This is a genomic window from Vibrio tapetis subsp. tapetis (genome assembly GCF_900233005.1).
Classification (GTDB): domain Bacteria; phylum Pseudomonadota; class Gammaproteobacteria; order Enterobacterales; family Vibrionaceae; genus Vibrio; species Vibrio tapetis.
In genome coordinates, this window is the sequence record NZ_LT960611.1 from 1259684 (window position 1) to 1274280 (window position 14597).

The 14597-nt window shown below is 43.0% G+C and carries 15 protein-coding genes and 2 pseudogenes; 7 read left to right on the top strand and 10 right to left on the bottom strand.

The features are described 5' to 3' along the window. Window positions 1–31: 31 nt before the first annotated feature. Window positions 32–370 (bottom strand): zinc ribbon domain-containing protein YjdM, encoded by a 339-nt coding sequence (locus VTAP4600_RS05525; protein ID WP_102521875.1) that lies wholly within the window; start codon window positions 368–370, stop codon window positions 32–34. Between the two features lie 221 nt (window positions 371–591). On the opposite strand from VTAP4600_RS05525, the gene VTAP4600_RS25905 reads away from it, so the two are divergent. Beyond that, window positions 592–765, top strand: coding sequence for a hypothetical protein (locus tag VTAP4600_RS25905; protein ID WP_172443079.1), 174 nt, complete (start codon window positions 592–594; stop codon window positions 763–765). 101 nt (window positions 766–866) lie between these two features. Here the strand turns inward: VTAP4600_RS25905 and VTAP4600_RS05530 are convergent, their stop codons facing one another. Next, complete coding sequence (locus VTAP4600_RS05530; protein ID WP_102521876.1) at window positions 867–1403, bottom strand: P-loop NTPase family protein; 537 nt, start codon at window positions 1401–1403, stop codon at window positions 867–869. A gap of 331 nt (window positions 1404–1734) precedes the next feature. Here VTAP4600_RS05530 and VTAP4600_RS05535 point away from each other — a divergent pair, with 331 nt between their 5' ends. Next, window positions 1735–2010 (top strand): nitrogenase-stabilizing/protective protein NifW, encoded by a 276-nt coding sequence (locus tag VTAP4600_RS05535; protein WP_102521877.1) that lies wholly within the window; start codon window positions 1735–1737, stop codon window positions 2008–2010. Between the two features lie 8 nt (window positions 2011–2018). Here VTAP4600_RS05535 and VTAP4600_RS05540 read toward each other — a convergent pair. Continuing rightward, window positions 2019–2905, bottom strand: a pseudogene (locus VTAP4600_RS05540) (LysR family transcriptional regulator). A gap of 106 nt (window positions 2906–3011) precedes the next feature. Here VTAP4600_RS05540 and VTAP4600_RS05545 point away from each other — a divergent pair. Further along, window positions 3012–3628: pseudogene (locus tag VTAP4600_RS05545) on the top strand (LysE family translocator). Window positions 3629–3740: 112 nt separating this feature from the next. On the opposite strand, the gene VTAP4600_RS05550 reads toward VTAP4600_RS05545, so the two are convergent. Together VTAP4600_RS05550 and VTAP4600_RS05555 are read right to left on the bottom strand one after the other, a co-directional pair. After that, window positions 3741–4226 carry a GNAT family N-acetyltransferase gene (locus VTAP4600_RS05550; RefSeq protein WP_102521878.1) on the bottom strand — a complete coding sequence of 162 codons (486 nt, stop codon included), beginning with the start codon at window positions 4224–4226 and terminating at the stop codon, window positions 3741–3743. A 152-nt stretch (window positions 4227–4378) separates the two neighbouring features. Continuing rightward, window positions 4379–4789, bottom strand: a complete 411-nt coding sequence (locus VTAP4600_RS05555) for a hypothetical protein (RefSeq protein ID WP_102521879.1) — start codon at window positions 4787–4789, stop codon at window positions 4379–4381. Window positions 4790–5156: 367 nt separating this feature from the next. Between VTAP4600_RS05555 and VTAP4600_RS05560 the strand changes: the two genes are divergently transcribed. Further along, entirely contained in the window at window positions 5157–6098 is a 942-nt protein-coding gene (locus tag VTAP4600_RS05560; RefSeq protein WP_102523918.1) for a YeiH family protein, read from the top strand. A gap of 34 nt (window positions 6099–6132) precedes the next feature. Here VTAP4600_RS05560 and VTAP4600_RS05565 read toward each other — a convergent pair whose 3' ends face one another. The 5 genes from VTAP4600_RS05565 to VTAP4600_RS05585 all read right to left on the bottom strand — a co-directional run bounded on the left by VTAP4600_RS05565 (window position 6133) and on the right by VTAP4600_RS05585 (window position 8612). After that, the gene (locus VTAP4600_RS05565) at window positions 6133–6312 is read right to left on the bottom strand and encodes a hypothetical protein (RefSeq protein ID WP_102521880.1); all 180 of its coding nucleotides are present in this window, start codon (window positions 6310–6312) and stop codon (window positions 6133–6135) included. A gap of 75 nt (window positions 6313–6387) precedes the next feature. Then, window positions 6388–7047, bottom strand: coding sequence for a pilus assembly protein N-terminal domain-containing protein (locus tag VTAP4600_RS05570; RefSeq protein WP_102521881.1), 660 nt, complete (start codon window positions 7045–7047; stop codon window positions 6388–6390). Between the two features lie 127 nt (window positions 7048–7174). Continuing rightward, window positions 7175–7969, bottom strand: coding sequence for a Flp pilus assembly protein CpaB (cpaB, locus tag VTAP4600_RS05575; RefSeq protein WP_102521882.1), 795 nt, complete (start codon window positions 7967–7969; stop codon window positions 7175–7177). Between the two features lie 81 nt (window positions 7970–8050). Continuing rightward, window positions 8051–8473 carry an A24 family peptidase gene (locus tag VTAP4600_RS05580; RefSeq protein ID WP_172443080.1) on the bottom strand — a complete coding sequence of 141 codons (423 nt, stop codon included), beginning with the start codon at window positions 8471–8473 and terminating at the stop codon, window positions 8051–8053. 1 nt (window position 8474) lies between these two features. After that, on the bottom strand, window positions 8475–8612 hold the full coding sequence (locus tag VTAP4600_RS05585) for a hypothetical protein (protein ID WP_231897878.1): 138 nt from the start codon (window positions 8610–8612) through the stop codon (window positions 8475–8477). 303 nt (window positions 8613–8915) lie between these two features. Here VTAP4600_RS05585 and VTAP4600_RS05590 point away from each other — a divergent pair, with 303 nt between their 5' ends. The 3 genes from VTAP4600_RS05590 to VTAP4600_RS05600 all read left to right on the top strand — a co-directional run bounded on the left by VTAP4600_RS05590 (window position 8916) and on the right by VTAP4600_RS05600 (window position 14565). Beyond that, a complete protein-coding gene (locus tag VTAP4600_RS05590) occupies window positions 8916–12368 on the top strand; it encodes an RCC1 domain-containing protein (protein ID WP_102521885.1) in 3453 nt (1150 codons plus the stop codon). A 254-nt stretch (window positions 12369–12622) separates the two neighbouring features. Further along, entirely contained in the window at window positions 12623–13501 is an 879-nt protein-coding gene (locus VTAP4600_RS05595; RefSeq protein ID WP_102521886.1) for a LysR family transcriptional regulator, read from the top strand. A 170-nt stretch (window positions 13502–13671) separates the two neighbouring features. Beyond that, complete coding sequence (locus tag VTAP4600_RS05600; RefSeq protein WP_102521887.1) at window positions 13672–14565, top strand: cation diffusion facilitator family transporter; 894 nt, start codon at window positions 13672–13674, stop codon at window positions 14563–14565. Window positions 14566–14597 lie beyond the last annotated feature (32 nt).

Sequence of the window (14597 nt, forward strand, 5' to 3'; positions counted from 1 at the left end):
CTCTTCCTTGATAAACTGTGGAAGGGCTAGGTTACGCCTTTTTGACGTATTTAGCCGTTACCATCATTTCGCCAATACCATCGATCTTACAATCTAACTGGTGGTCTTTTCCTTCAACAATACGTCTAATCACACCCTTAGCGCCAATTTTCAATACCTTAGAGCTGCCCTTTATTTTTAAGTCCTTAATAAAAATGACTTTATCTCCCTGCTCCAGTTTAGCACCGTTCACGTCTTTGATGGCGGCGGCTTCTGCACTTTCTTGCTCTTCAACAGGGTTCCACTCATAAGCACACTCGGGGCAGAGCAAGTTATTTTGATCTTGATACACGTATTCAGACTGGCAATTTGGACATGGAGGTAAAGACATACTTAGACTACTTATTAAGATGAAATTGAAGCCCATGTTAATGACTCACCCAGTATTTTGCGAGTAGATTTTTACTTAAGCACTCCAGAGTGAAATTAGATTTTCTCATCTAAATGGACAAAATTAATAGGTAATTTAATTACCAATTTTATTTGACCTTTGTCACATAACGAGTAAAATTCGCGCAGTATTTTGAAATGTAATTACATAAGGTAGATAAAATGAACTCAGCACTTCTATCAATATTGGATACTGACAAAGCAACTAAAGAAGTTGAAGAAATCAAGACATCTAAGTCTTCAACCTCATCGCTAGGCGAAATCGCGACCATCGTGGGCATGTACCTAGCAACTTCTGCGGTTATTGTGTTGCTTTCCCTAACATGGGTTGCATAACCAGTTTTTCACGGATTTGAAAATACACGATACTCATTGTCACTATCAATGAGTATCGTGTAATCGCTTTTCTTTAATCACCAACCGCTTTATTTCTATCTTCACTTTGATGCCTTCTTCTCATTCAATCCATGTTGTTTAATCAATCCATTGAGCTCAGAGATAGAGCGAATGATGTATATAGATTTATTGTTTGCAGAAGCTTCTAACCTTTGCATAAATTCTTGGTTCCAAAAACGCCGACTTAATCTCAACATTTTATAGCTTTGTAAACTGCCTGTAATAACCGAACTCCCATCTGGCCACCCTTCAGGCTTAACAAACGCCCCTTTTAACAGCCGCTTAGTCACTAGCCAGTAACTGACGAAATAGGGTAAATCTATATAGATCAGTGTATCAGCCACGTCCAGACGTTGATTAAATGCCCCCAATGGCCCTAATCCATCCATAATCCAACGTTCTGAATTAAGCACTTGCTCGTGCAGCTGGTTAAACACTGCTTTATCAACCAGCTGACCGTCTTTTTGATAAACCATCGAATCTAACGGATGTAATGGCAAGCCTGTTGCGCGAGCGAGTGCTTTACTTAACGTCGATTTACCGCTTCCGGGCTTACCAAATATTGCCACTCTTTTCATGTAACCTCCTTAGAGTGAGAACCATCCTCTAACGGTAGAAATGAAAAAACCCACCGTTAAGGGTGGGTTTGAGAGTTATTGAGCACGTCAAATCTCCACCATTCCTAAGGAATGATGATAATTCGTGATGGTTGACGTGCGAAATTCATTAACATGCAACCATCCTGATATAGAGCCTGTATGTTGTCAATTAATTATTGTTCAAAAAACAAACAACACGATCCATTCCGGCTAACAGTAGCGAGCCTATGATGTTTGTGTTAGTTTGCTTTTTTACCGCATGCTCTCAATGCTAAGAAGTCTTGAGATAAAGACAATCTTTGGCGACACCATGACAACACCTTACATCAATGACATCATCCGTAGCTTTACATCCATTGAGCAAGCGTTGGACTATTTTGACACTGGCTATGAACGTCAATTTATCGAACAATATCGCTTACCACTAATGAAGCGGTTTAATGGCTATTTATTACTAGAGCAACCCGATGATTGGTTCTCTGCCCGAAGAGCATTAAAAAACGCCTATTGCAAAGTACAGCGCTCACGTCTTTCCAAGCAAACCCGACAAGCATGCCGCGGATGCACGACCTGCCAACGGCGATAAGTGTGCCTTTATAATAATCCATTACGTTCTTCGGCGGTCGGCACAGATTGCCTTAAGTTATGTTGTAACCATTGAGTAAACTGATTGGCGAGTTCACCAGACACGCTCTGTTGACTTAGTAACATATAGCGATGACCAGATCGGACAAACCCAAATGGCGCGATTAGATTGCCGCGCTTTAAATCATCCACAATCAGCGGATAGGATCCTATCGCGGCGCCGAGCCCATCAACCGCCGCTTGAAAGCAAAAATAGAAATGAGCAAAGGTTTGATTAGCGGTCTCTAATGAAAAATCCACCGAAGCATTGGCACACCAATTATGCCACGCTTGCGGCCTAGTTTGGCTATGAAGTAACTTGATTTGGCCTAAATCGCTTTTTACCGATTGCCAATAGTCAAGTGAACACACTGGCCCGACCCACTCATCAACAAGCGACGTTTCGCTGTAGTCATGTAAGATTTCAAAATCATCTCGTCTAATCGCCATAGACAATCCGCTCACTCCGAGGTTTACAGGGCCTCCTGCTGTTGAGAGCCGAACATCGCCGCCAGAACTTAGATGAAAATCAGACAACCTCGGCATTAGCCAACGCATGGTTAACGTCGGTTCGCACGACACTTCTAAGCTCTGACTTTTCATTTGAACTAGCTTGTTCACGCCTGTATCTAGTGCCTGAAATGCTTGCTCGGTGAATCCTCTTAACAACTCGCCTTCTGCCGTTAAACGCACACTTCTTCCGTGCTTACAAACAATGGCTGCGCAAGAAAATGTTCCAATACCTTGATCTGTTTACTTACCGCTCCATGAGTAATATTCAACTTATTTGCCGCTTCACTATAACTGGATGACGCCGCCGCTACATGGAAAACGTGGAATGCTTTGAGATGTCTCACTTGTGAATTTATCTCACATTTAATCAGAAGTTATTTCGATTATAGACGTCTTAAATAACCCATACAATATTCCTACATAAGTCATAAAACATCAAATGGAGTACATATGGAACATTTTAGCCTTGCCTTACTCGGCCTTCTAATAGTTATTAGCCCAGGAGCCGATTTCGTTCTCGTGCTCAGAAATAGCATTAACCACGGCAGAACGGTAGGGTTATGGACAGCGGCAGGAGTGAGTACTGCGATTTGTATCCACATTAGCTATTCAATGTTGGGTATCAGTTACTTAATTTCACAGAATGACTTTCTTTTTAGTACCATCCGATACTCTGGAGCTGCATATTTGATCTATTTGGGGTGGAAAGGGATCTATACCGCCAGTGCCTCAATGCCCCCCTCAACGAACCGTAAAGAAAGGGCGAATTCATTGCAGTTTTTCGGGCAAGGATTTTTATGTAATGTCCTCAATCCAAAAACCATGCTTTTCTTCTTAAGTATTTTTAGCCAGGTCATTTCTGTCGAAGCTACAAACAATGACACAGCACTGGTGTACGGACTTTATATGGTAGCGCTGCATGGAATATGGTTTTGTATTGTATTGTTGCAATGCTATTTACGTCAAACACACTGAAAAAACACCTGCTTCTGGTCAAAAAACGATTGAATCAAGCGTGTGGAGTCGGTTTACTGGTATTTGGTGCCGCACTTGCTATTAAGTCGTGAGGCTAATGCTATTCAACTTCGATGGGCGCGGTTGAATAGTTTGTCAGGAGTTAATTCCCACAACACCCACAAAATGCACTGATTTTTTAGATGAACCGAACCTCTACTCATATTATGGTTGTAGCCACTTATACATAATATAACTATCTACCAAACCCAACCGTCCATGTTTATATGCCTTAGGAATCGTACCTATAATCGTATAACCCATTTTTTCCCAAAGCTTCACTGCAATGTCATTAGTAGAGACTACGCTATTAAATTGCATCGCTTCGAAACCCAACTCGATGGCCACTTGCTGTGAGTGCTCGCACATTCTACGCGCAACCCCTTTACCCCGAGCTTCACTTGATACCATATAGCCACAATTACAGATATGACGGCTCGGCCCCATCGCATTTGGCTTAATGTAATACGTACCAAGAACCTCGCCGTTTTCTATAAAAGCAAAAGATTTGAGTGGCGATTGACACCAAAGGACATAGGCCTGTTCTTGAGTCATGTCTGAGTCAAACGCATAAGTTTCTTGAGCCTGAATAACCGAAGAAAATGTTGACCAAAACGAATTGAATTCAGATTTTGTAATTTCCCTGAACATGAAACTCTCCTGCATTCACTCACTGATTTATCCTGTTTCCATTTTGTGTAATGGCGATGTTTATTCAGATTATCAACAAATGATATTCATGACGTTAACAAAGGATAATGTCAAAGGCACCAAGGTACTAAATATGGGTTGATTAAGTATTTTCAATCGATTGGTGGGATAGCCACACGGCTTGTACACTTGGCTAACAACCGCTCCCAATCACTCTGGTTTACCTGATGTTTCTCTACTCTCAATCTATGGTAACCCGTTTTTGTAAGTGAAGTGATCTGAATATATTGGCTCCCTAAAATCCATTTTTTTAATTCTAGATTCGCACGGATTCCGTGAAGCAAAACCTCTTCGCCCTCCCAAACCACATTGCTGTCTCTAGTCCCTCTTGAAAGCAACGTTACTAAAGTTACAACAATCAAATACGTCGCCGTTGACACTATTGAAATTTCCATATTAAAACCAAGATGAAATATCCAGATTACGGCAAAATAAATACAAACAATATGTAAAAGAACTTTCCAGAGCGGTCTATTATCAGCAATTTTTATATCAAGTTTCATTTGTCAGACAGGTTCCTACTTGGCAAATAATCTAGGGTAAGTTTTTTTAGACACGGATAAATCAACGGCGATCTATTATTCAATATAATGAACGATTGTTCTGCCATCACACTTTTTATCTATCGACTCTAGCGGGGTCATGATTGCGTTCATCGTCTAAATAATCGCTTCCTGCCAGTAAATCAATATGAACTCATATTAACATATAAAATTATTATCTTTTTACTATCAATACTTAATCAACAACAAAAACATGACACATACCTACGTTTAGGTTATCTGAACGATGGTTTCATTATTTCATGACTTACTAAACACAGTTTTAGAGGTATCATTGTCTTCTTATAAAAATTCTACTGTACATTACATGCGCATACTTAATACCGATTATTTAACGATCAAAAACATACCTTTTTTTATTGCTGCTGCATTTTGTTTTACTCCATGGGCATCCTCCCCGACCGCTTTAGTTCTTGGCTTCTTATTGGCTAATTTAGGCTTCGTTCCATCCAACGTTCCGTTAAGCCAAATCACGAAAAAACTGCTCGCCTACTCTATTGTTGGGCTTGGTTTTGGAATCCAGCTGGATCAAGCTATCGCGGTAACGAGTGACGGTATTGGAATTATCTTAACCACGATCATCGGGACATTACTGTTCGGCTGGTTTCTAACCAAGAAAATGGGGATAGAGCAAAAAACGGGATATTTGATTTCTGCAGGAACGTCAATTTGTGGGGGCAGCGCCATCGCCGCTGTTTCACCTGCAATAAAGGCAAATGACGAGCAAATGGGGTTGGCACTTGCCACTATATTCGTGCTGAATTCGGTTGCCTTGTTTATCTTTCCAGTCATTGGATTTGCTTTGGGCCTCGATCAGCACACATTTGGAACTTGGGCGGCCATCGCAATTCATGACACATCGTCAGTGGTTGGTGCGGCTTCGGCCTACGGTGAAGAAGCCTTAAAAACCGCGACGACGTTAAAGTTAGCTCGTGCTTTATGGATTGTACCTGTCGCCTTTGTGAGTTCGATTATCTTTAGCTCTGGTAGCAAGAAAATCACGATACCCTATTTCATTTTGTTCTATTGCGCAGCCATCTTATTCAGTGACGCACTGCCTCAATGTAGCGACATTTATAACGGTATATTCTCGGTATCAAAACAAGCATTAGTGCTGTGTTTATTCTTCATCGGCTGCAATATTTCGGTGAGTAAAGTCCGCTCTGCTGGACCAAAACCGTTAGTCTTCGGGGTGACATTGTGGGTGCTGATTTCATGCTTATCTTTAGGATGGTTAACTCTGGTTTAATCTAGCCAAAGCTAATCTTACTAACCTAGCAACCTTACAGTTTTACAGAATCAGTGCGCTTAAGTTGACTTTGCTTACGCGCACTTTTGATTTGATAGGCAGTCAGTACCAAAGCGACAAACGCGGCTAGCTCTGCAATTGACCGTAATAGCCCTTCTGTGTTTAGAGCTACCACCAGCATGATAACCGTTAACAGTATTCCGATCCCTTTCATAAAATGCCTCTAATTCCATTCCTAGAAAAAGATTATCTAGTAGTAAGGAGGAAACATAAATTCAGTTTGGCTCTATTAAAGTCTGAAAGGGAATATGGGGCGGAAGGTGGAGGCATGGGTCGTTTTATTCAAAACCAAACCTTGCTTATATCCGCCAATACCAGCGCCACGCCCTACCGAAGCCTTTTCAGCACCAGCACCATCACCGGTCGGCATTGGTGCCCCATCGCTACCAACTTGTTGAAGCGCTTGTTGAACAAATTCATTGGTGATCGCAAGCGCCTGAGCCGCTGTCGCTGCATCGGGTACGCTTCCAAATAACATGACACCACCGCCATAAGCTCGCACACCAATATTCGCTTGAGGGAATTCGCGCTTTAACGTAGGCCGCAAACCCGACAGATCATAGCCAACTCGAACATTCGCTGAATAAACCTGTTTACCCTTGTCATCCAACACAAATAAACTCGACGACCCCGGTTTTCGGCCAAATACGATCAGTGTTTTGTCGCTAGATGCCTGAAAGCTGGCGATGCTCGGATCGGCAATGAAAACGGTATTCGCTGCTTGCTGTAAGGTGATGATCTTTGCTGACCCTAAATATAAATTAAGGGTCTGTTTTGCTGACGATATGTGCGCGGCATGTGCTTGAAATACAGGTACTATGGCAAAAAATGACAAAGCAAACCCTGTTAGCCAACGCTTTAATGCTTGGCCAACGACATGTTGTTTCATTGTGTTTTCCCTAATGTTTAATCGGCTAGAACTTCAACACCGCTGTCAGCAATGCTTAAGTTTCGACGCTTTATGCCATGCATTAACACCATACTTGGTGATGCAATCGGAGATTTGAAGTGCTCGGTTACTTGGCTAGCCGTCGTTGTTGATTCCCCCCCTTGATATCGCTTTCCATATCAACAAATTCACTTCGTAGGCTTAACGAAAGCTCTCCCATTTTTCTGGCTACGGTCAATAACTCGGCTTGTTTTGCTGTGGTTTCAAGTGTCGCGGTGCCTGCTTTTGCGATATCAAATGCTTGCGTTTCGACTAAGTTTTCAACGTTTTGGTTGATCGCGAGTACTCGCACATTACTAAGAATGGTTTTGGCTATGATGCTGGATAACTCACGGCCCGACATACCCCCACCTTCTAAGTTGGTCGTGATGATCACGTCCACTGAATTTCCTGGCTTGATAAGACCTGAGCTACCAGAAATAACGTCAATCGGGATACTTACCGCTCGCATCCCAGGCTTGAGTACCGCCGACAAATAATTAAAGTCGCCCGGCCTGATAAAGCTCGCTTTGTTAACGAATTCACCTTGCTTTATTGCATGTCTTACAACAAAACCTGCTAGGGCTTGAGGTTTAGCAATCCCCTTCAAGTAATAGCGCTCTAAATCCGCTATGTCTTCATCTTCCCGCTTTTGTCGCCAAACCAAATCGGACGATTGAACCAAGCTGCCTTTAGCCAAGTTTCTGCTTGCTGTCAGAAAATACGCCCCCTGATACTTGGGTTTGGTTAAATCCTCATTAGTGCTTTTAGCTGTTTGCTCAGCGCTTACTGGGTCTTCTTTCAATAATTGTTGCCAATATATATAGCCACCTGCCGCTACTAAGCCGGCCAGTAAGATGTAAAGTAAAAAACGAATTTTCATAACTTTTGCTATTCCGTTAATCGGGAAATAAACTGAATGTTGTGCCCTTAACTGCCAATAATTAATTCCATTGCACAGCCTCTAAACACTTAATTGATATAGAGTTCCCATCGCTATCGCCACACCGTATGGCAAGTTATTGCTTACACCACTAAATCTTCGTATTAATAAGTACGTACCCGCTAAACCCCCACCTAACATTGCGATACTGAAGAGTGTCTCTGGCCATTCATCACCAACCCAAAGTAAACAGATCGCCAGTAACTTTCCGTCACCGGCTCCCCACACTTGAAGCGAATAAAGTAAAAACCCACCCATTAACGCGATAACGCCAATAAAAAGGTGATGGAAGATCTGTTCGACTTCAAAGTGGATGACTGAAAATAACAACCAAAACACCAGCAGTGCGCCACAGGCACAGTGACTGATGGTTCTATTTCTAATGTCGCCGAGTGAAATCCATAACAATGGGCCTAATACGAAAATAAATGGCTCATTTATCACATTAATTACCTTCAGATCCTCCAGCGGTCTGGCTTTCTATCGTGCCTGCTACGGTTTCAAATGCATTGGTCAACGCTTCGGTAAATACCCCATCGTCACCAAGCACTAGCGCGATAACACCTGCAAGCCCAGCCGCCAAAACCCCGTACTCTATAGAGGTGACCCCCTTTTTTTTCGTTACAAAATTTTACAACTTTACACATCTTAAAAAGCCCTTTTGTTGAGAGTATTTCTCATTTGCAGTTGATAATGATATTAATTATCACTAAGATGCGGGCATTATTTATAAAACGAATCTATTCGTCAACCACATTTATATAGTTAATACGTCTGGTAAAAGAAGTTTTTCTAGCATATCTGCTACGTAATTTGTGGTTATTCGTCATATGAAACATATTTATTTTTTGTTCATAGGGACGCTTTTAAAAAAAGGAGAAAACCAATGCGCTTATTGAAGACGAGCCTTTCACTGGCTATTGTCGCCGTACTTTCTGGCTGTGGTGGCGGGGGTAGCGATGGTGCTGCTTCGGACAATTCAGGCTCACCTTCGCAAACGAAAGTGGGAAGATTTACAGACAGCGCGGTTGGTGGAGTAACTTATAAAACGGCGACTCAAAGTGGACTAACCAATGCAAAAGGTGAATTTAACTTTATCCCAGGTGAAACAGTCACATTTTCTATTGGTAACATTGAGTTAGGCTCTACTCTAGCCGATGTAGATGTCACACCAATGGACTTACCCGCGCCTATTTTAATTAGCCAGTTACTGCAATCGTTAGATAGCGATGGTGACCCAGACACAGCAGGCATTACAATTTCATCTCATGCTCGTACTATTGCCGAGACGTTACCTGTTGATAAGGGACTAGATTGGAGTAGCGATACTTTTGAGGCCGAGTTAACCGATCTCATTGGGCAAGTTGACGCCGCGATTCCAGATAGCGACACAAAAGTGCCACTAAAACTGAAATCTCGCCAGCAAGTCATCGATCACCTCAACCGCAACCCGGTCATTACGAAATCCGGTAAAGATGTCTCTAAGGTTGCGCTCAAGAAAATCGCTAAGCTTACTCACTCACAAAAACCAGACAGTCAAAAGCTCTATCGCTTGTTGGATATCGCTCAATTTACCCATATCCAAAAGGGTTATTCGTATTTAAAAGCCATTTCTTTAGATAAGAACGGCGAATTAGACAAAGTAACCACTCAAAGTAACGTCAAGACTCTCTCTAATTTGGTGACCTGGTCTCAAACACCGTCGTTACTTGATGAAAAAACGAACCAAGACAAGTTCGTGGCTCAAATAGCCAGTTTGCTCAAGTTAGATCCTGCGATTTTAGAAGGGGCTGATTACCGTGAACTGTTTAGAACCAAGGCAAAGATGCTTGATGTAGACGCAACACTCACCGCTTTTGCCGCCCACGTAGATTTGCTTAAACACAACCGAGCTGAAATCAGCCTAACCCGTGCGCAAGTACGTGAAAAGCTGCAGCTGTTAATGCCAAATTCTGATTTGAAATTTGATATCGATTACAACACCGTACTCGTGTTTAAAGATAATCTGCTTTACGTGCCAACAGTAGAATCCAAGTTGAACCGTATTAATCTCTTCATTGATAAGCTGGTTGATCCTAAGTCGACACCACGCGTCATGGCTTATAGCCTGAAATATTTGGGCTTTACCGATATCAATATCAATCAAGACTACAATTTTAAACCTTATGTTTCGGCCACCAGCATCGACTTCGACAAGGTGCAATCTGTGGTATCGGCTACTGAGAAGTTAACCGCTTATGCTCGCAGTTACGTGATATGGCCCGCTCAAAGTCGTTTCAACAACACCGTTAATACAACTGAGCCATCGGCCACCGAGCTAAAAAAATGGTTACTTGCGGCGGGTTTCAGCCTGCCTGAAGAACAAGCCGCCACCGATAATCTATCGCACTTCAAAAATGCACTCGTGCTTCGCACACTCAACAACACACTGGATCTTGCTACGGTACAACGTGCTCTCTCTGCCCAAGCCACTCCAGGTATTGCATCGATTAAAGTGCATAGCAACAAACGGTTAAATCACAACTTTTATCCGGTTGCGATAAGGCATGACGGAGCGATTGTCGTCTGGAAAGCCAAATCAGTTGGAAAACAAAGTGCCGATTACATCAATGAACAAGGAAAAGTGAAAGTCTTTAACCTCGACGGCCCTGCAGCCGTTCGCGTATATAGCACTCAGTTCAATAATGCAGCAATACGCACTGACGGCTCAGTACTGTATTGGAGCAACCGAGATTTAGAAGCAGATCCTATTATATTGCCTGAGTTCGACGCTAAGAACCCTGCCGTTGACATTGCGGCGACCTTAAAAACCATGGCGGTGTTACGCAGTGACGGTTCCGTCGTTACGATTGGTGACGGTGATGCAAAAGACATCAGCACTATTAGCTCAGAGTTAGACGGTAAGAACCCAGTTGTTTCTCTCCACTCTACTGACGACACATTTACCGCGCTTCGCCAAGATGGCTCGGTGATTTTCTGGGGGAAAAAATCCGAAGCCGATCAAGATAAGCTAAAGCTTGAAGCTCCTGGGCAAGACCCATTCAACCCTGAAGGGACAAAACACTTAGCGATACAAAAAATATACAGTAACGAAGGCGCTTATGCCGGAATTAAGGGTGACGGCTCTGTTGTTACCTGGGGAGATGCTTCCAAAGGAGCAGATATATCCCGAGTAAAAGCGGACATCGATGGTTCCGTTTCCATTATCTCGATTGCCACAACTTCTACTGCATTTGCCGCCCTACGCCAAGATGGCAAGGTTGTTTCATGGGGTGACGTAAAAGCAGGGGGTGCATCTCAACCTAATGAGAAAGATTACCCAGATTGGTTATACAAAGATAAAAAGAACAAGATCTACGCGGATTGGTTATTCGATGGTTACGGTGACGGGAAAGGGAACATTGACTGGCCTCGGGTATTGAGTGAATTGATCTATGTCGGCTCTAGCATGCCAGACAATCATACGGAGTTAGAGTCAGGCGTCGCGAGTCTCCACGCTTCAGACAGCGGCTTTTTTGCTTACAAAGAAAATGGTCAATCTCAAGCTTGGGGATACGAAATGTGGCTCCCTCAAGACGTTAAAGATGCCATTGCTAGCCAAAAGATAGAGCAAGTCTACACAGGTACAGGCTCTAGAATCTTTGTTGCAAAACTCACCGATGGTTCATTGGTTCAGTGGGGGCAACAATTTGGTGAAACCAAATGGGGAACTAATGGCACGGCTGCTCCATCAGAGCAGCTAAATGGATCGGTATCGGTCAAAGATGTCTATATCAACACTAGTTCAGTTTATGCTTTGCTTGAAAATGGCGCGGTGGTGCCATGGGGTTATGGCTCATTTGATATTATTCGAAACTGGGGCTTTAACAACAATCCAATGAGAAGATTTAAGCAAGATCCCACTTTGTTTGATGGGAGCCGAGAAGACAAAAAAATCACGGCAATGTCAGTTAATGGCATGACTTACACAGCTCTTCACGCCGATAGCTCAATCACCACTTGGGGAAAGGCAAACGAAGGCGGTAACAGTCAATACGCACGCAATGAATTGGGGCCACGAAACGTAAAAGGTGAACTTAATCCAACGCGGGATATGGATAAAGACGGCTTAGATTTCTCGACCGAAAGCAAACTGGGTACGTCTGATTACTCTTGGGACTCTGACGGCGATGGCGTACTTGATATCATTGAAGTGAATCAAACCAACACCAGCCCAACTCAGATTCGCCCAGTGCAAGGTGATATCGACAATAAAGGCTTACCAAAGCGAGATGATGCCTTAGTCACACTTCCGGGGACCGCGCAACCTGCCAGTTGGACTCGTTCTATCACGAACTAACCAACGCTAACTAAACAAAGCTAACTAAACAACACCCAGTAAAAAGCGCCACTTCATTATGAAGCGGTGCTTTTTTTATTCCGTCGTGTCACTCGCGTCAAAAAATCCATCCCCCAAATATCAAACTACACGACAACTGATGCACATTTAATCATTTGAAATAGGAACAGATTTGTCGTAAATAATCACAAGATTTGCTATTTTCCAAGTGTCTATTCAACAATCTACTTATTATCCGAAGGATCGCGTTTTTTATGAATCTGTCTCAAGTAGAAGCTTTTTGCAGCGTCGCTGACCTTGGTTCGGTTTCCGAAGCCGCTCGACAATTAGAATGTAATCGAACCAAGCTCAGCATGGCGATTAAAGCATTAGAAAAAGATCTAAATACCGAGCTCTTCGTTCGGTCAGGCAACCATTTATCCCTTTCCGAAGCAGGCAAAGCCATCTATAAAGATTGCGAAAGCCTTCTAGTCACGCAAAAGCGGATTGTTCAAACGTGCCGACAAGTCTCGGGCGAGTTCAATGCAGAAGTCTGGATTGCTCGTGATGACTCACTGCCTGATGAGCTTTGGCAAAAACTGGCGCATCAAATAAACAAAAAGTTTCCTGCGACCTCCTTTAACATCGTTCTTGCATCAAGTGGAGATCTCGCAAACTTAGTCGAAACTCAACAAGTCGACTTCGCATTTGGTGTTGATTATGAACGCACCGATGATCCAAGAGTCACCTACCACCCTATCGGCAAAATACGGTTAATGTCAGTCTGTCGCAAAGGGCACCCACTGACTAAAATGCGACGAGTCTCGGATGAAGATTTACGAAATGCTATGCAAGCGTCGCTCGCTTACTTAAACGAAAAGGATAATCCAGAACTCCAACCTTTTTCCCTGCGTTATATTGGCTTTTCAAGCTTTGATTACATGTTAAATACTATTCTCAGCGAAGACGCTTGGGGCGTATTGCCGGAGCCTCTTATTCGCCCTCTTCTTCGACAAGAAAATATCGCGGTGATTAAACACACCTACGGGCTGACTCAAGAAGACTACTGCATGTTTACCGCTGCGGGCATGACTGAGGACTCCGCCATGGTTTGGTTAGTCGATAAATTGAGTGATTACCTATTCGATTTCTAACCCATCACTGACCGTCAATTATATTGATGCCAAATTAAAGCAGTAAGATTATGAATTATAACAACTATTTCAATACCACTTGAAATTACGAGCATTCAATGACCAGTTTTAGTTTGTAAAACATCCATCTAGCGCGAAGAATGAAACGGTATCCAACAACGAGATATTCTATGTGTGCTAGGACAAACAAGAACGAAAACAAAGTATTAACCTTTTCAGCCATCTTGGCTTCTGGCTTTGCGCTGGGTGGGCTCGTTCTTGGATTATGGGTCGGTTCATTGGTCATCGTTTTCGATGGCGTCTACTCATTAATCAGCCTACTGTTAACTTTATTGTCACTGGCCGCCGCATGGTACATTCAAAAGCCGTCCGATTCTCAATTCCCTTTTGGACGAGCAGTCATCGAGCCGATTGTTATCATCATTAAAGCGGCATCGATTCTCGGTGTCGTGATGTATGCCTTATATTCTGCCGTTGAAGCATTATTCGCGGGTGGACGCCAAGTCGATGCTTCTATCGCCACCTTGTTTGGTGTTGTCAATGTGGTCGGTTGCGGATATGCATGGTGGGTGATCGCCAATAAAAGCAAACAATACTCTTCCGGTTTAATCGAAGCTGAAGCCAAACAGTGGAAAATGGACACTTTGCTCAGCTTGGTGGTAACGGTCGGGTTTGTGGTGGCTTGGTTTATTTCCCTTTCGCCGCTTCGCGAATATGCCGTGTACGCCGACCCAGCCATGATGGTTTGCATGTCTTTCTATTTCATCAAAGTGCCATTCGACATGCTTAAAGATGCGCTTCGAGTACTACTGATGATGTCTCCAGATAAAGAGCTATGTCAGAAAGTTGATAATGATATCTCTGCAGTAGAACAAGAAATACCCCAAGATATTCAAGTGACGGGTGTCACCAAGATTGGACGCGAGCTTAGGGTAGACGTGAGTATTCTCACCAATAAAAAGTCCATTGAAATCGATGATATCGAACGTACAAGAAGCAAAATAACGCGTCGGCTTTCTAGCCTACCTTATGATTTACAGCTTAATCTTAACGTTTGTACCTGATGATGAATGTTTGTACCTAACAAACAAAAGTG